Below are 13285 nucleotides of genomic sequence, written 5' to 3'. Positions count from 1 at the left end.
TTGGTCGGTGTCACCGGGCGTACAGGCCGCCTTGCGCGGCTTTTACGTTAGCTTTCGTGGGCCATCTGATCGTACGAAGCACAACGTTCAGAGCAGTATTCTTTTTCTTTACGTGCCAGCTGTGCGCCGTTGCGATAGAGAAGGATACTTTTGACTACTTCCTCCGGTTTTACCGGTTTACCGCAGTACCTGCATTTCGTTGAGTTACACATCTGGATTCCCCTTTTGCGCCAGCAGGTAGCACAAGCGGCGAAGAATCACCTCAAAGAAGTTCAATTTAACGGCTTGCTGCCGTCCTGGTTTGCGTGCGAAATCAATCATTCTCACCCTCGTTTGCCTTATCGCCGGCTAGCGGAACATTTACACCTGATGCGCGTTAATCTCTCCACCTCATCCGACTATTCATATGCCGTCGGCGGCTACTTCGTGGGCTCCATGCCTGGGTGGTTCGTAGTGCGTCTTGGTGATATCAGTAAATCACTACTTTACTAATAGGTCAAGCGCTGGGGTTCTAAAAAGTACAGCATTGCTTTACCATGGTTGTTTGGAGTATGAAAATGCGTGATAGGGGACAAAAAAATCCCGACGCTAAGGTCGGGATTGGAGTAAGGATCAGGCATTTAGTATTTACATTCTCGGTGCTAATCTTTCTAAGGGCATAGCGGAGTAAACCGATGAAGAACAAAGACGAACAAACTGGGTTGGTTGGATTGGCGATCGGCGCAGCGGTGATTGGCTTGGTATCAGCTCAAAAAACCATAAATCGGGAGAGCATCATTGACGAACTGGTGAGACTGGGGAGACAGAAGGGCGATGGCGTACAGGATGAAGTGTTTGAGAAGGCGGCAAAACTGGTGAGCAAGGGGATATAAAAAAACCGGCTCGGTGGCCGGATTATTTGTGGAAGAAGATTTCCAATATTTTAGGTATCGCCGGGATAAGCTGTGCGAAGACGACAGCTCCAACTACCCAAAGAATAATCGAATTTTTTGCGTCACTAACATCAGTTTTTGTTGCGTAATTTGAACGCATGACCGCAATGTCGGTTTTCATCTGCTGGACGTCTTTTTCGAGGTCCTTAACTCTTTGCAGCATATCATCGCCTCCACCATTACCTCCGCCATATTTACTATCTTGGCTCAGATCGTTAGCGGCTTCAATATGCGCATTAGGTAATGGTATAACCTTACGCTCAGCCATCGATTTTGTTTCTCCATTCCTTAGAGACTGCAAAGAAAGATTTCTTTACATCAATGACTTCCCATTCAGAATTTGGAGTAGGCAGCTTAAAAAGAAGAGATGCTTCAAGGGTATAATAGCCAGGCCCTTTTGCAATGAAGGATTGAATAACTGACATCGTAGCTACATATTCGCCGCTGCTACCCCACTGAGGTTGGTACTGAAAAATTTCTTTAAGATCCGACTCAATAGAAACAGTTTCACCATCGTAGAAAATTTCGATTTCTAATGAATAATTATCAACACCGTTAAAGTCAATGACGCCAAAATTAACAGATAAAAGTTGCTCTGATGGAAAATCGTTGCATGATATTGCAATACCTGGAGTAGGGTCCCCAACTTTTATTCCTGGAGCTATAAGCCCTGAATAAACAAAAGCAATTTTGGCCTGCTCTACTTTAGACATTTTATTCACCCTGCGATCGAATGTGCCCCTTCATGTACTTCTCAAACAACTCATCCAGCTCCTTCAGGCGAAGCGCGCAGATGCTGATAATGTTCAGTTGCTCATCTCACGGCAACTGGCGAACGATCTAACTTTCACATCAACACCATCACTGTAACCACTACGAACGCTATAAAAAGCACTGCCATAGCAATGACCGCAAAAGTTGTTGAGTCATTAAAGTACGTTTTATCCTGCCCATTCACAGGACCAATGAGTACGATCCAGATGAAAAGGAAGGTGAAACAAAGAACGGCGATAGAAATTAAAAATAGACCAGTTTTCAATCGTGTCCCTCGTCGTTTGCATCAGATGCTTACTACTCAGAGTCGCCCTTGATTCGTCTGCTCATGTATTTTTCATACAACTCATCCAGCTCCTTCAGGCGGAGCGCGAAGATGCGAAGCATGTTTTGCTGCTCTTCTTCCGGGAGTTGGCGATAGAGCTCCAGTAGGCGCTGTTCGTCAGGCTTGAGTCCATCTTTCTCTCCAACATCCTCACCGAGTAACCATGGCACTGATACGCCAGCAGCGTCAGCAACAGCCAATGCTGATTCTTTGCTGATTTTACCTGTTCTAAACCACCCGGTTACCGCCTGCTTACTGACATTAGCAACCTTGGCCATCTCTGTTTTTGAGAAGCCTTTACTGTTCAGTTCAGTCAGCCTGGAAATAAGGCTCTGGTTAGGATCTTTTTTATTCATGCATGGATTGTAAACAATAGCTTTACCAGTAGATAGGCAGGCGTTTATTGACTCATTGGTAAATTGGTGCTTTACTTCACTCACTTAAGGAGGTCCTATGACTGGTATTGAAAATGCAATTCTCCGATCAGGTTCCGCCAGTGCGCTTGGTACTTTGATCGGTGTTTCAAAAATGGCTGTTTCGCTGTGGCGCCGCAAAGGCATTCCCGCCGAGCGAGTGTTGCCAGTATTTGAGGCTACAGGTGTAACACCCCATGAACTGCGTCCTGATCTCTACCCAAACCCCAGTGATGGTTTACCTAAACAGGAGCCTTAACCATGCAAACACTTTCTTTTCAACAGAGTAACAGAGCACCCACAGAACGCCTGATATTCAACTGTCATCAGGAACCTAAGGCAAAGCAACCCGTCGATCACCACGCAATCTGTTCGGCTGTTCGCGCATGGGCTGCGGCAGAGGGGCGTTTGGTTGCTGCTCTGCAAATCCAGGAGTCGGCTGAAGAGTTGCATCTGAAAGGCGTTGACTTTACCGGCCAACCTGAAGTCTGGAACGTGAAGCTGTTTCGCTGGCTGGATAACAAAGAGGACTCAGCAGTTTACCGGGACAACGTTAAGCAGTTGGCGCCGGCAATTATGGCTGCATTGCCTTTGGCGTACCGGGATCGACTGATTAAGCATGACGATATTACGGTCCGCATTGCCCGGTCGGTGAAAGAGGATGCAGAAGCACTTCAGGCTGTCGTTCTGAATGCACCGAAGCAGGTGCGACTGAAGGAAATCAGCGAAAAAATAGTTGCCAGTTTCTACCTGGACGGACCGGACTCTGTGGCGCCATTGATGGCCATGGTTACAACGATGCTGGGGGCAATGTGAAGACTTCAGAAAAGGCGAAAGCCGGTCTGCGCGAACAGAACCGACTTTCAGGTGCAAAAACGGAAAGGTAATTGCGAGTTCATTATGACAAATACATGTACAAAACACCAGGTGAAAGGGGCATAGCTATGTCGAATGTCGCTTACGCTGATTTCTCGGCACGTAGTGCCGTCAGGAGCAACCGGATGGAGAACCAGAAGACCGGATTCATCCCGTTGTACCGGAGTGTATTGAAGAAGCCCTGGGCGAAAGATGTCTTCCTGCGCACATTGTGGGAAAACCTTCTGTTGGGCGCTGCCCGTCAGCCTTATACGGCGAACTTTAAAGGCCATCAGTGGCCTCTGCAACCGGGACAACTGGTGACCACCTCAGCCGATCTTGGCCTGAAATTATGTGACCGGGCAGGGGAGCCAACAAGTCGCCACGCGGTGGATCGGATGCTGGCTATTTTCGAGAAAGAGGGGATGATTTCGACTGCCGGAGAGAAGAGAAAAGGCACTGTGATAACCATCACAAATTACATGCTTTATGCTCAAAAAATGGACGATTTGCCCGCGCATTTGGCCGCGCATTACCCCGAGCATAGCGCCGCGCATGACGAAGCCAGTAATGGCGGGGCTTTCGGAGGTGATGCCGCGCATTCTCCCGCTCATAAGGCCGCGCATTTCCCCGCGCATCATGAACAAGAAGGTAATAACAACAATATAAATAATAAGATCTCTTCGTCTCGGAATTCTGAAGAATCCCGAAACGAGGCGACTCAAAAATTCCTCATTCGTCACCCAGAAGCTGCTGATGGAATCTTCACCCCGGCAGGTAAGTCATGGGGTACTGCTGACGATCTCAAAGCCGCTCGCTGGATTCACGCCATGCGTCTGACGGTCAATGCAAGTCTCAACGAACCCAAATGGGTTGAATGGGCTAACACTATCCGCCTGATGCGCCTCCAGGACAACCGTACCCATTTTGAGATTTGCGACCTGTTCAAGTGGGCTAACAGGAATGATTTCTGGAAAGACAACATCCTGAGTCCCTCAAGCCTGCGAAAACAGTGGGACCAACTGGCGACCAAGCGCAAGCGTAGTGACGAAAATGCCGCAGCGACAGGAGTGAAGGGCAAAGTCGACTTCAACAACACAGACTGGATCAACGGGGTGTTCGATGGAAAGTCTTTCTGAGCAAATGATCAATTTTGACCGGGAAAACTTCGGTCGCGTAGCGAACGGGTTGCCAGAGCTTAAAGCTGCTCAGGCAGAGCAGACAGCAGAAATTTTCAACACCCTGTTCAGTGCTCTTCGCGCCGCATTTCCAGCCAGCTTGCATAGCTTCAACGATCAGGCCGAGTTCAACGAACTACGCCGCCAGTGGGCCCTGGCATTCTACGAAAACGGGGTTACAACCATGGAACAGGTCAACGCTGGGCTGCGGGTTGCGCGCCGTCAGGAAAGACCGTTTCTGCCTTCCCCTGGCCAATTTGTCGCCTGGTGTCGCGAAGGACGCTGTGTGCTCGGTATCACCGTGTCTGACGTCATGACTGAGTACTGGAAATGGCAGAAGCTTGTTTTCCGCTACCCGTCCAGCGAGCAATACCCATGGGCGAAGCCGGTTCTGTATCACATTTGCATCGAACTTCGTCACCGGAGCACTGAAGGCCAACTGAGCCGCCAGGAGCTCGAGCGTGAAGCCATTGATGTGCTGGATAAGTGGGAAAGACGCGTCATATCCGGCAAGCCAGTTCCCCCAATCCGCCGCGCGATTGCGGCGCCGTTAAAAGCGAGTGGCCCCACACCAGCAGAAATGCTGATGGCTAAATACAAACAACGCAAAGACTCTGGTCTGATTTAACAGGAGAACTCATGGAAACCGTAATTCAAGCGCTGGAGAAAATGGGCCGGGCAACTTACCGCGAAGTGGCCGCACGTCTGGATATCGAGCCTGTTGAAGCGTTGAACATGTTGCGCGAACAGCGCGATCAGGGGTTGTGTGATTTTGCTGATGGCGGCTGGTTCCTTGGGTCCGTAACTGATGCGAAGCGTGTAGCTACCGTGCCACCGGAAAATCCTGTTCTGCATGGTGAAGCGCGAGAGCCTGTTGACCCGGCTGTGATTCGTAGCCTCCTGGCGAAGAATGGCGCCATGGATACTGCTTCACTGGCAAAAGAGGTGAACCGCAACGGTCGCGGTATGACCTCAGTAATGCGCGCGCTAGAACGCCAGGGCATGGTGGTGAAGAACGGGCAGGGCAAGGGCGTTACCTGGTCGCTGCCGGTAACTACGGAAATTGCTGAAGCATCAGAAGGTCCAGCCACACCATTAGTAATCGCAGCACCTGAAGTGGCGGAGCCAATTCAGCCTAAGGATATCGCGAAGATTGTCAGTGAGATCCCGTCTTTCACTGAAAGGTGCGTAACCGCCCAGTCTGTTCCAACAGTCCGTGTTATCTCCCGCGAAATCCGCCGCGCTAAGAGCAAGCTGGCGAACCTGGAGAGATTGCGTGATGCCGTGCGCGTAGTTGGCCGTCATAAACATCTCGTGCAACAGCTGGTAACTGCGGAGGTTGATAATGGCAAGGCCTAAGACCAACCAGGAACGCAGCTTGTTCATCGCCTGGATTATCGAGATGGTGAAAAAACATGGCCGCGCAACGACCAAAGATATCGTGGAAATGTTTGGCCTACATCGCTCTACCGCCGAGAAGTACATCCGGGTAGCCATCAAACAGGGTGAACTTATCCGGCATGGCCGTTGCGGCATTTTCCGCGACCAGCGCGCAGTTATCGACTTTGACATGGAACGTTTCACGCACCGGGGAGCAGCAGAATGACCGATTCACTGAACAACAAAGAGCTGATCGTAGTTGGGCATGAGTTCGCGCGCACGCTGAGCAGCAACACGCCAATCATCGACATTGCGAAGATGTTCACGCGCCTGGCTGAACGGTTGGACTGCACAACGGCAGCGCTAAGGGAGAAAGGGAAACAGTGTGATGCCCTGGCTGCGGAGAATGCGGCGCTGAAGGCGGTTGTTTCTGAAATCAGAAATGAGCTATACGGTAATGGATTTCAAGTTTCCGGCTGGCATCTGAATGGCGCGCTTGAGCCACTCGATTCTTGGTTTGAAGAAAACAACTGGAACCCAGAAACCCCATCGACAGACGCTTTTCTGGCTGAAGCGCTGGCGCAAGGTGTGGATGCTGCTATCGAACACCTGCTTAACAAATTCGAAGGCACAGGTCACATTGGCGTTCCAGTAATGGCGCTTGAGTGGTTGGCGCAGGAACTTCGCAAAGGAGTGCAGTCATGAGCGCAATTCAAGCAGTGAAATCATTTTTCGGGATTGGAGATTCCTGTCAGTTCCCAGTGGTACACAGGATGCACGAGAAAAAGCGGAGTCTCTTCGACATGATCGTATTCCCTTACATTGACCTCTCAGATCCCATGCAAGCCACTCTTTTCATGAAGGCTGCAAGGGAAATGCAAGAGCACATGACCGGGCATTACTACCGGGTGGATATTTGCCCGATAAACGAAATCATCCAGCTTGTAGGTATGACGTTATGGGGAAGGTCAGCTGAAGCTTATGAGTGGCTGCATAAACTCCACTGCGTTCGGTTTAAGGATATGCACCCTGATATAGCGATGCAGGTTCCTCACCGTATCAATATGGTCTTTGCAAATGGCGATTATCAATACCCATGGGAGGCAGCCCAATGAGCACTTCGACAAACAGGCGCTGCGTGAAGCGGCGGAGAAGGCAACTCAGGGTGAGTGGTGGTCTGATGTTGTAGAGACTGACGGAGAATATGGCGAGGGCGAAGATAGGGTATCTGGCTACCACTCATACGCGTTCTACGTTGGACATGAGTCATTGCTCGACATGACCAATTCAACCGCTGCGTGCATCCACACTGAATGGGATCATGATTACCACATGGCATGGGATGAAACGGCTAAGCGTAACGCTGAATTCATCGCCGCAGCCAACCCAGACACCGTGCTGGCGCTGCTGGTTGAGCTGGAAGCCGCAGAGAAGCAGATTGCTGGCCAGAGGGAGATTATGCGTCAGGCCGCCAGTGATATCGCTTACGCAATTTTCAACCTGACAGGGTCTGATTTGAGCAGACTGAAACCTGGCGTTGTTGAAACTACAGACCCGACTGATACAGCCTTAATCGCAGAGCGAAACTTGCGCGCCGCAGCCGGTAAAGGAGAGTGAGCATGGCTGACAAATGCCTCCGCTGTGTAACTGGGATGATCGGAGCGACGAAGATTTATTAGGGCGACTGGGAACAAAGTGCGGCCCTGTTTGAAAAGAAAATTGCTGACTGGAATGAGCGCACACGTCGTTACGCGATTCCTCACCCCGGTTATGCCAATAAATTTAACCATTGCCCAATGTGCGGCAACAAGGTTGAGGACTAACCCATGAGCACAATTACCAGAGAATTTACCACAGAGAAGTTAATCGCAATCATTGCAGCAGTGGACGACCTGAACGAGGCGCTGGAGGAAGTCCGGAAATCCGACCTCATAAACGGCAAGGTTGTGGCGAGATGGGATTTTCTAAACGACCACGCCCCGCCGTCGGAAGTTGTAAAGCGCCTAGCCGAAATCGCGCTGGCATCGCTCGAAGCGGAGCCTATGGCGTTCAGGTCTAAATTAAAACCACCTTCTGCGATAGGCAGTGAACGCTGGGATTATACAGATCATCGCCAGCCAGACGCCTTCGAACTTGAGAACTGCGTGATTGAGCGCTTATTCATAGCCCAGCCTGTGCCGGAAGTGCTTGAGCGTTTGCGCTACATAGTCGCTGACCCGCGCGCATTACCTCGCCGAAAAGAATGGATTAGCGGCCAGCAATAATTACGTACTTCTCGAAAACGTAGAAACTATGGTTGATGAAGCCTGCCGCGCCGCCGTGCGCCAGGGTAAAGCCGATCCCCTGAACAGCGAAGAACGAAAAGAGCTCGAACGCCTGCGCAGAGAAGACGCTCAACGCCGCGTGGCCTGGGCGCAACAGATGCAGCATGATCCGACGTTCGGCGGAATTCTTCCAAAACTATGAATCCGCTTAGGCGGGTTTTTTATTGCTTCTATTTCAGGGCATTTGCACCATAACTGGTGATGACTGGACAGCCACAGAAAACTGAAGATTTTGTTTTTTTTGCCGATACTTATAGAAGTAGTCTGATTGCTCGCCTTTGTTTTTACGTTGTTAATGCTGTAATGGCGTCTGGGAGTTTTCTATCCTTTGGTTTGAAAGTTAGAATCCTAAAGTGTGCTATCAGACAAACTTTTCAACAAAATTTAGTAGCTTAGATCAAGTGGATTTGTGATACTGCGTCTACTAAAATTATTAATGTCAAGTAATTACGCCACCAACTTAAGGATTTATTATGAAATTCACAGGGTTACAGTCTTCAGCACTGCCCGATACCTCTGATTCAGTGAAAGAGTGTGTGAATCTCGGGCAATGGATGCTCTTTAAATCTTCCTCTGCAGATGCACTGGGCATCTGTTTTTTCTTAAAAACAGGTAAAGAAATCTATGCTCTAAATGAAAGAGGAAAGGTCTTAACATCCACTCCATTAAAAGCTAATTTAGAAATGAGTGAGCTGTTTTATTTTTCAGATCTACCAAAACCCGAATCTTTAAGTAATGCGGTTTTTCCTTTTTAACTAAGTTTTTATTGGAAATAAAATGAGCTTAAGGTCAGAGCGAACAAAATGGGTCATGTTTCTGCCATGTTCAAGTGCCGAGGTGGATACGCGGCATATTTTCGATTTGGTTTATGGGGTTTTCTGTCTGGAACGAGCTGGTATCTCACCGCAAGATATATTCGTTTATATAGATAGTCCTTCTTTAAATTATGATTCCTTTTTTAGTTTCGCATCAACTACTCCTTATGTGTCAAAAACCACACAGGATTTTTTTTCTGATATAGAAGAAAATACGTACGAGAACATAGTTATGTTCGTTACAGGCCACGGAAGCCCATTTGGCCTTGATGGTATCTCTAATATTTCTCCTAATAAATTAATTACTTCATTAAAAAACACTCCAAATCTTAAAAATGCTATAATTTATTTAGGTCAATGTTACGCTGGTACATTTAACTACGTCAATGCTGGGAAATCCCGCGATGAGGTTGTGGATATAATTATAGTTGGTGCGACTAATCTTAACCAAAGTTTAAGTTCTACTACAGCAGAAGATTTTCTTCCTCCTGGTCTTAAAATTCCTTGGGTTGCCAACGTATTTCTTTTGTATGTATTTAAATGGATGTCTTCGCCTCGAGATATTGATGGAGACGGAGTTAATACAATCATGGATTCATACAAATATGCTGGAGTATGTTCAAATGAAGCGAATAAGCAGTCGAAAACAAAGGGATTTGTTAATGTCATGGATTTGCTTCAAGACTATGTAAAAGCTAGGGATTTACTTAAGGAAAAATTGGAAGCTCAAGCACAGGCCGCACCTGAAGCCGAAGCCGCACCTGAAGCCGAAGCCGCACCTGAAGCCGCACCTGAAGCCGCACCTGAAGCCGAAGCCGAAGCCGATGATGATTTAGATGATGAAGTGGATTGTAAGGCAAAAGAAGATATTTATTTAGGCCAACTTGCTCTACATCATGTGCATCAGGAATGTTGGATCTTAAACTCAAGGCCAGCTCAAACGATAGAGTTTTGACCATTACCTAAACCCGCTCCGGCGGGTTTTTTGTCTCAGCCCGTTGTGGCAGCGCAGTATCGTCATCCTTCGCAGAGGCGTTAGTGAGGGCTGATCCCCCGGAATGTGCCAACTAAAAGAGATTGCAGCTAAGTTAACTTACAATCTTTGAACACATAGGGGCTTCCACGACAAAAGAGAGCCACTTCAATGCCAAATTACTTTTATGACATGGGGTAGATAATGAGTGAGGGAATTGCAGAGCCAAAGAATCCGAAAGCAGCTGATTATAAAATTTATGCACGTCTTGATGGCGGAGAATCGCTGGAAAGCATCATTGCTAACCCGCCGTCAACGAAGTTCGGTAAGCTCACCAGCGAGAGTAATATCAGGCAAGAATACGGTTTCTGGCTGCGATGGAGGAAGGGAAACCCCAAGCCATAGTCGTTAGGTTATATCACCCCATTTCTGTCAGGGCCAAGATTTCTAAACTTAAAAAATCCCACCAATTCAACCCGATATATGCGGTTTTTTCTTTCTGGCGGAAAGTTGCGTTAATGAAGTGCCATCACCTTTTGCTGAGGCTCTAATGAGGGCTAACTTGCCAGAGTTGTGTGGGGTACCAGAAGACGTTGCTTGATATACTTCCGACATGGCTCGAAATTACTACGGGTTAATAACTATCTTCATTTTATAGGAGAGTTAGAATGAATGTTGATTATCTGATGATTGGTTACGGACGGGATGGAGAGATAAAACAGGAAGAATGTAACAGTGGAGACATTCTCGCGCCCGCTCTGACATTTGCTCCAGCAAATACTTCTTCCCGGCAATATCCAGTGCAAACGTTCGATGTCAAAGTCATACATCATCTCGGTAACAGGTATGCTGTTGCGATAGCTCTGGAAGAAGGTGAGGTAATTCCTGCGTCAAGAATTAACTCCCTGATTGAGACCTCAGGCGTTAAGCCTGTACCTGATGAGATTTATGGGGACATCTAACAGAATTTTGGTTATTGCAACCTCAATCCCGACAGTACCTTATAGCAATCAATGGCCTCTCCAGAGGCCTTTTAATCGTCGCTCGGTTAATCGGGTAATACACACCTGAGCATGATCGGGGAAAACGTTCGATATGTAAAAATCGAACTATTAAAGCGATTATAAAACGGGCAATAAAACAGAAATAGCAACATGACAGGTAGTGTCAGTAGGGAAAAATATAATTCGTTGGGGTTCTGGGGCTCTCAATACGCAGGTAATTGCCAGCCCTGGTATTTGCGAACCCACCAGGCAGTTAGGCAATGGCAGATAGAAATAAAGCGTTAGCTTACGCGTTAAAATGGCAATAAAATACAACCAAATCAATATGATGCGCGTTGTTGCCTGTGACCGGTCAGCACCAGCATACTTAACCAAATTGAATAAATGCTGTTTATGCATACAGTATTTTGTTGTATGGTTTAGACGCTACAGTAAAAAACTGATTTTTTCTTCCGGCGAACCTATTAGGAAAATTGCGGCATTTGATATTTTGGTTGTGCCAAGGGGACTTCTCCCCGCCGGAAGAGTGTATTTGTGGATAGCGAAGAAGGGGTATGTGTGTGAACGAAAGTCAGGAACAAGCAGACTGGTACGATATTATTCGGCGCTCGGACGGGAGGCTTATGGGATCTATGCCTCTTGAGCGCCGATACCTCGTTTACTGTCAAAATGGAATGGTGTCATGCCGTCCGTTAATGGAGGATGAAGGTATTTTTAATTTGTCTTCAGGAACCAGATTTCTTCGTCGCCTTGGCTACCGTATAACGCAACCCTCTGATATCATAATTTCAACGGACTGAACACCCGTTAACCTGATGCGCCACGGAGAACACCATGGCGCAGTTACAACTCATCAAGCAATCATCAGGAATCCTGATCCCCGCCACGCCGGAGACCAGTGAATTACTGCAATCAAAAATCAAGCTCGGCGCCGTACTGGTGGCCGACTTCAAACAGGTCCGTAACCCGGCATTTCACCGCCGTTTCTTCGCACTGCTGAATCTCGGTTTCGAATACTGGGAACCAACCGGCGGCGCTATCTCTTCCAACGAACGCAAGCTGGTTACTGGCTACGCCAAATTCCTCGCTTCATACGGCGGGAACGAAGGTGCGCTGCTGGATGCTGCTGAGCAATACCTCGATCGCATCGCCGATAAGCGGACTGGCAGTGTAAGCGCCTGTAAATCCTTCGATGCCTACCGCGCATGGGTGACAGTTGAATCCGGTCATTACGATGCCATCCAGCTGCCGGACGATACTCTTCGCAAACACCCCCGCAGTATTGCTTTCGCCAATATGGACGAAACCGAGTTCCAGCAACTCTACAAAGCGGCGCTTGATGTCCTATGGCGCTGGATTTTGTCCAGGGCATTCAGAGATCAGCGTGAAGTAGAAAACGCAGCCGCGCAACTGATGAACTTCGCAGGGTGACGGCGATGAAAGAAACTTGGTTCCAGTACCCAGAGTGCACCACACAGCAGGCCGATGAGCTAATGGCTCAATACCGGCGCCGCGGAGTTCCCGTCGAGCGCAGCCTTAACAACGATTTCATCACATGGACGGTTAGTGCCCGGCTGCCGGAAAGTAACCATCCGCCGCGCGCCGATCGCCGCTGGCAAAACCGGATGTGGGGGTGAGCGTGGCTATTTATCGCAACAAAAAATGGCTCGCTGCTGTTGGGCAGATCGAGCGTTGTGTTCTTTGTGGGGCATGGGGTACTCAGGTGGCACACCGAAACGAAGGGAAAGGTATGGGGTTAAAAACGGATGATTGTGCGACAGCTGCGCTCTGTGTTTGCTGTCATGACAACATTGATAACGGTAATAAGCTGAACAGGGAAGAACGCCGGCAGTTAATGGAGCGCGCGATTGTGCTTACAGTGATCGAAGTTGCCCGTCGTGGGCTGGTGGTTCCCGCATGAAAATTTTCGAAATTAAGCCGATTGGCAAACCCCGAATGACCCAGCGAGATCGGTGGCATAAGCGCCCAGCTACAGCAGCGTACTGGGCATTTAAAGAGCAGGTCCGGTTGCTTGGGATCAGCCTGCCGGAATCCGGTTATCACGTCACTTTTGTTATTCCCATGCCAAAGAGCTGGAGCCAGAAGAAGCGCGCACAACTGAACGGGCAGGCTCATCAAAATAAACCGGACAAAGACAACCTGGAAAAGGCGTTACTCGATGCCATCTTCGAAGACGACAGCCGCGTCTGGGATGGACGAGTCACAAAAGTTTGGGGTGAAAAAGGGCAAATCATCATCGGGGATTGCGCGAAGTGAACAGAGAACAAATTGAGCATTACCAGTCAGAAAGC

At 48.6% G+C, this 13285-nt stretch carries 24 protein-coding genes and 2 pseudogenes; 19 read left to right on the top strand and 7 right to left on the bottom strand.

All coding sequences use genetic code 11. From position 1 onward, the window contains the following. Positions 1 to 47: 47 nt before the first annotated feature. Both F3J30_RS22575 and F3J30_RS22570 read right to left on the bottom strand, forming a co-directional pair. A complete protein-coding gene (locus F3J30_RS22575) occupies positions 48 to 212 on the bottom strand; it encodes a YdaE family protein (RefSeq protein WP_247650484.1) in 165 nt (54 codons plus the stop codon). Continuing rightward, positions 205 to 357: pseudogene (locus F3J30_RS22570) on the bottom strand (hypothetical protein); the annotation flags it as partial. The pseudogene F3J30_RS22570 and the gene F3J30_RS22575, both read right to left, overlap by 8 nt. A 317-nt stretch (positions 358 to 674) precedes the next feature. Here F3J30_RS22570 and F3J30_RS01875 point away from each other — a divergent pair. Continuing rightward, a complete protein-coding gene (locus F3J30_RS01875) occupies positions 675 to 872 on the top strand; it encodes a hypothetical protein (RefSeq protein WP_166715485.1) in 198 nt (65 codons plus the stop codon). A gap of 22 nt (positions 873 to 894) precedes the next feature. On the opposite strand, the gene F3J30_RS01870 is transcribed toward F3J30_RS01875, so the two are convergent. The 4 genes and pseudogenes from F3J30_RS01870 to F3J30_RS01860 all read right to left on the bottom strand — a co-directional run bounded on the left by F3J30_RS01870 (position 895) and on the right by F3J30_RS01860 (position 2471). Further along, entirely contained in the window at positions 895 to 1200 is a 306-nt protein-coding gene (locus F3J30_RS01870; RefSeq protein ID WP_211053060.1) for a hypothetical protein, read from the bottom strand. Then, the gene (locus F3J30_RS01865; RefSeq protein WP_166715484.1) at positions 1193 to 1645 is read right to left on the bottom strand and encodes a hypothetical protein; all 453 of its coding nucleotides are present in this window, start codon (positions 1643 to 1645) and stop codon (positions 1193 to 1195) included. The genes F3J30_RS01870 and F3J30_RS01865 overlap by 8 nt, the downstream gene beginning before the upstream one ends. 1 nt (position 1646) lies before the next feature. Then, a pseudogene (locus F3J30_RS22565) lies at positions 1647 to 1772 on the bottom strand (transcriptional regulator); the annotation flags it as partial. Positions 1773 to 2003: 231 nt separating this feature from the next. Next, positions 2004 to 2471, bottom strand: coding sequence for a helix-turn-helix domain-containing protein (locus F3J30_RS01860; RefSeq protein WP_348771109.1), 468 nt, complete (start codon positions 2469 to 2471; stop codon positions 2004 to 2006). Between the two features lie 13 nt (positions 2472 to 2484). Here F3J30_RS01860 and F3J30_RS01855 point away from each other — a divergent pair, with 13 nt between their 5' ends. From F3J30_RS01855 to F3J30_RS01810, 10 genes are all read left to right on the top strand, one after another. Continuing rightward, the gene (locus F3J30_RS01855) at positions 2485 to 2703 is read left to right on the top strand and encodes a YdaS family helix-turn-helix protein (protein ID WP_166715483.1); all 219 of its coding nucleotides are present in this window, start codon (positions 2485 to 2487) and stop codon (positions 2701 to 2703) included. Between the two features lie 2 nt (positions 2704 to 2705). After that, positions 2706 to 3260: a toxin YdaT family protein gene (locus F3J30_RS01850; RefSeq protein WP_166715482.1), complete on the top strand. Its 555-nt coding sequence runs from the start codon at positions 2706 to 2708 to the stop codon at positions 3258 to 3260. 185 nt (positions 3261 to 3445) lie between these two features. Beyond that, positions 3446 to 4438 (top strand): replication protein, encoded by a 993-nt coding sequence (locus tag F3J30_RS01845; RefSeq protein ID WP_166716686.1) that lies wholly within the window; start codon positions 3446 to 3448, stop codon positions 4436 to 4438. Further along, the gene (locus F3J30_RS01840) at positions 4422 to 5105 is read left to right on the top strand and encodes a replication protein P (protein ID WP_166715481.1); all 684 of its coding nucleotides are present in this window, start codon (positions 4422 to 4424) and stop codon (positions 5103 to 5105) included. The genes F3J30_RS01845 and F3J30_RS01840 overlap by 17 nt, the downstream gene beginning before the upstream one ends. 11 nt (positions 5106 to 5116) lie before the next feature. After that, complete coding sequence (locus F3J30_RS01835; RefSeq protein ID WP_166715480.1) at positions 5117 to 5836, top strand: DUF1627 domain-containing protein; 720 nt, start codon at positions 5117 to 5119, stop codon at positions 5834 to 5836. Then, on the top strand, positions 5823 to 6083 hold the full coding sequence (locus tag F3J30_RS01830) for a DUF977 family protein (RefSeq protein ID WP_166715479.1): 261 nt from the start codon (positions 5823 to 5825) through the stop codon (positions 6081 to 6083). Before F3J30_RS01835 ends, F3J30_RS01830 begins: the two co-directional genes overlap by 14 nt. Next, a complete protein-coding gene (locus F3J30_RS01825) occupies positions 6080 to 6562 on the top strand; it encodes a hypothetical protein (RefSeq protein WP_166715478.1) in 483 nt (160 codons plus the stop codon). The genes F3J30_RS01830 and F3J30_RS01825 overlap by 4 nt, the downstream gene beginning before the upstream one ends. Beyond that, the gene (locus F3J30_RS01820; protein WP_166715477.1) at positions 6559 to 6972 is read left to right on the top strand and encodes a hypothetical protein; all 414 of its coding nucleotides are present in this window, start codon (positions 6559 to 6561) and stop codon (positions 6970 to 6972) included. The genes F3J30_RS01825 and F3J30_RS01820 overlap by 4 nt, the downstream gene beginning before the upstream one ends. Next, the gene (locus F3J30_RS01815) at positions 6935 to 7474 is read left to right on the top strand and encodes an ead/Ea22-like family protein (RefSeq protein ID WP_166715476.1); all 540 of its coding nucleotides are present in this window, start codon (positions 6935 to 6937) and stop codon (positions 7472 to 7474) included. Before F3J30_RS01820 ends, F3J30_RS01815 begins: the two co-directional genes overlap by 38 nt. A gap of 209 nt (positions 7475 to 7683) precedes the next feature. Then, on the top strand, positions 7684 to 8121 hold the full coding sequence (locus tag F3J30_RS01810) for a hypothetical protein (RefSeq protein WP_166715475.1): 438 nt from the start codon (positions 7684 to 7686) through the stop codon (positions 8119 to 8121). On the opposite strand, the gene F3J30_RS01805 is transcribed toward F3J30_RS01810, so the two are convergent. Then, positions 8105 to 8287 (bottom strand): hypothetical protein, encoded by a 183-nt coding sequence (locus F3J30_RS01805; protein WP_166715474.1) that lies wholly within the window; start codon positions 8285 to 8287, stop codon positions 8105 to 8107. The genes F3J30_RS01810 and F3J30_RS01805 overlap by 17 nt on opposite strands. A gap of 367 nt (positions 8288 to 8654) precedes the next feature. On the opposite strand from F3J30_RS01805, the gene F3J30_RS01800 reads away from it, so the two are divergent. The 8 genes from F3J30_RS01800 (at position 8655) to F3J30_RS01765 (ending at position 13250) form a co-directional block, all read left to right on the top strand. After that, entirely contained in the window at positions 8655 to 8936 is a 282-nt protein-coding gene (locus tag F3J30_RS01800; RefSeq protein ID WP_166715473.1) for a hypothetical protein, read from the top strand. Positions 8937 to 8958: 22 nt separating this feature from the next. Next, a complete protein-coding gene (locus tag F3J30_RS01795) occupies positions 8959 to 9951 on the top strand; it encodes a hypothetical protein (RefSeq protein ID WP_166715472.1) in 993 nt (330 codons plus the stop codon). Between the two features lie 222 nt (positions 9952 to 10173). After that, the gene (locus F3J30_RS01790; protein WP_166715471.1) at positions 10174 to 10374 is read left to right on the top strand and encodes a hypothetical protein; all 201 of its coding nucleotides are present in this window, start codon (positions 10174 to 10176) and stop codon (positions 10372 to 10374) included. 263 nt (positions 10375 to 10637) lie between these two features. Further along, positions 10638 to 10931 carry a hypothetical protein gene (locus F3J30_RS01785; RefSeq protein WP_166715470.1) on the top strand — a complete coding sequence of 98 codons (294 nt, stop codon included), beginning with the start codon at positions 10638 to 10640 and terminating at the stop codon, positions 10929 to 10931. 876 nt (positions 10932 to 11807) lie between these two features. Next, entirely contained in the window at positions 11808 to 12404 is a 597-nt protein-coding gene (locus tag F3J30_RS01780) for a DUF1367 family protein (protein WP_166715469.1), read from the top strand. Positions 12405 to 12409: 5 nt separating this feature from the next. After that, a complete protein-coding gene (locus F3J30_RS01775) occupies positions 12410 to 12610 on the top strand; it encodes a hypothetical protein (protein WP_166715468.1) in 201 nt (66 codons plus the stop codon). Between the two features lie 2 nt (positions 12611 to 12612). Continuing rightward, positions 12613 to 12894 (top strand): DUF1364 domain-containing protein, encoded by a 282-nt coding sequence (locus tag F3J30_RS01770; RefSeq protein ID WP_166715467.1) that lies wholly within the window; start codon positions 12613 to 12615, stop codon positions 12892 to 12894. Continuing rightward, complete coding sequence (locus F3J30_RS01765) at positions 12891 to 13250, top strand: RusA family crossover junction endodeoxyribonuclease (protein ID WP_166715466.1); 360 nt, start codon at positions 12891 to 12893, stop codon at positions 13248 to 13250. Before F3J30_RS01770 ends, F3J30_RS01765 begins: the two co-directional genes overlap by 4 nt. Positions 13251 to 13285: the final 35 nt, after the last annotated feature.

Origin of the sequence: Enterobacter sp. Tr-810 (assembly GCF_011752765.1) — a bacterium.
Lineage (GTDB): Bacteria > Pseudomonadota > Gammaproteobacteria > Enterobacterales > Enterobacteriaceae > Enterobacter > Enterobacter soli.
Note: the sequence above shows the minus strand (reverse complement) of the source record. Positions and strands in the feature narration are given on the sequence as shown.

What these genes read in the sequence shown, in the direction of transcription:
- F3J30_RS01835 (WP_166715480.1), top strand. Translation starts at nt 5,117, where the DNA reads ATGGAAACCGTAATTCAAGCGCTGGAGAAAATGGGCCGGGCAACTTAC.
- F3J30_RS01830 (WP_166715479.1), top strand. Translation starts at nt 5,823, where the DNA reads ATGGCAAGGCCTAAGACCAACCAGGAACGCAGCTTGTTCATCGCCTGG.
- F3J30_RS01795 (WP_166715472.1), top strand. Translation starts at nt 8,959, where the DNA reads ATGAGCTTAAGGTCAGAGCGAACAAAATGGGTCATGTTTCTGCCATGT.
- F3J30_RS01790 (WP_166715471.1), top strand. Translation starts at nt 10,174, where the DNA reads ATGAGTGAGGGAATTGCAGAGCCAAAGAATCCGAAAGCAGCTGATTAT.
- F3J30_RS01855 (WP_166715483.1), top strand. Translation starts at nt 2,485, where the DNA reads ATGACTGGTATTGAAAATGCAATTCTCCGATCAGGTTCCGCCAGTGCG.
- F3J30_RS01785 (WP_166715470.1), top strand. Translation starts at nt 10,638, where the DNA reads ATGAATGTTGATTATCTGATGATTGGTTACGGACGGGATGGAGAGATA.
- F3J30_RS01800 (WP_166715473.1), top strand. Translation starts at nt 8,655, where the DNA reads ATGAAATTCACAGGGTTACAGTCTTCAGCACTGCCCGATACCTCTGAT.
- F3J30_RS01820 (WP_166715477.1), top strand. Translation starts at nt 6,559, where the DNA reads ATGAGCGCAATTCAAGCAGTGAAATCATTTTTCGGGATTGGAGATTCC.
- F3J30_RS01805 (WP_166715474.1), bottom strand. Translation starts at nt 8,287, where the DNA reads ATGCTGCATCTGTTGCGCCCAGGCCACGCGGCGTTGAGCGTCTTCTCT.
- F3J30_RS01825 (WP_166715478.1), top strand. Translation starts at nt 6,080, where the DNA reads ATGACCGATTCACTGAACAACAAAGAGCTGATCGTAGTTGGGCATGAG.
- F3J30_RS01775 (WP_166715468.1), top strand. Translation starts at nt 12,410, where the DNA reads ATGAAAGAAACTTGGTTCCAGTACCCAGAGTGCACCACACAGCAGGCC.
- F3J30_RS01870 (WP_211053060.1), bottom strand. Translation starts at nt 1,200, where the DNA reads ATGGCTGAGCGTAAGGTTATACCATTACCTAATGCGCATATTGAAGCC.
- F3J30_RS22575 (WP_247650484.1), bottom strand. Translation starts at nt 212, where the DNA reads ATGTGTAACTCAACGAAATGCAGGTACTGCGGTAAACCGGTAAAACCG.
- F3J30_RS01780 (WP_166715469.1), top strand. Translation starts at nt 11,808, where the DNA reads ATGGCGCAGTTACAACTCATCAAGCAATCATCAGGAATCCTGATCCCC.
- F3J30_RS01845 (WP_166716686.1), top strand. Translation starts at nt 3,446, where the DNA reads ATGGAGAACCAGAAGACCGGATTCATCCCGTTGTACCGGAGTGTATTG.
- F3J30_RS01815 (WP_166715476.1), top strand. Translation starts at nt 6,935, where the DNA reads ATGGCGATTATCAATACCCATGGGAGGCAGCCCAATGAGCACTTCGAC.
- F3J30_RS01840 (WP_166715481.1), top strand. Translation starts at nt 4,422, where the DNA reads ATGGAAAGTCTTTCTGAGCAAATGATCAATTTTGACCGGGAAAACTTC.
- F3J30_RS01865 (WP_166715484.1), bottom strand. Translation starts at nt 1,645, where the DNA reads ATGTCTAAAGTAGAGCAGGCCAAAATTGCTTTTGTTTATTCAGGGCTT.
- F3J30_RS01810 (WP_166715475.1), top strand. Translation starts at nt 7,684, where the DNA reads ATGAGCACAATTACCAGAGAATTTACCACAGAGAAGTTAATCGCAATC.
- F3J30_RS01850 (WP_166715482.1), top strand. Translation starts at nt 2,706, where the DNA reads ATGCAAACACTTTCTTTTCAACAGAGTAACAGAGCACCCACAGAACGC.
- F3J30_RS01765 (WP_166715466.1), top strand. Translation starts at nt 12,891, where the DNA reads ATGAAAATTTTCGAAATTAAGCCGATTGGCAAACCCCGAATGACCCAG.
- F3J30_RS01875 (WP_166715485.1), top strand. Translation starts at nt 675, where the DNA reads ATGAAGAACAAAGACGAACAAACTGGGTTGGTTGGATTGGCGATCGGC.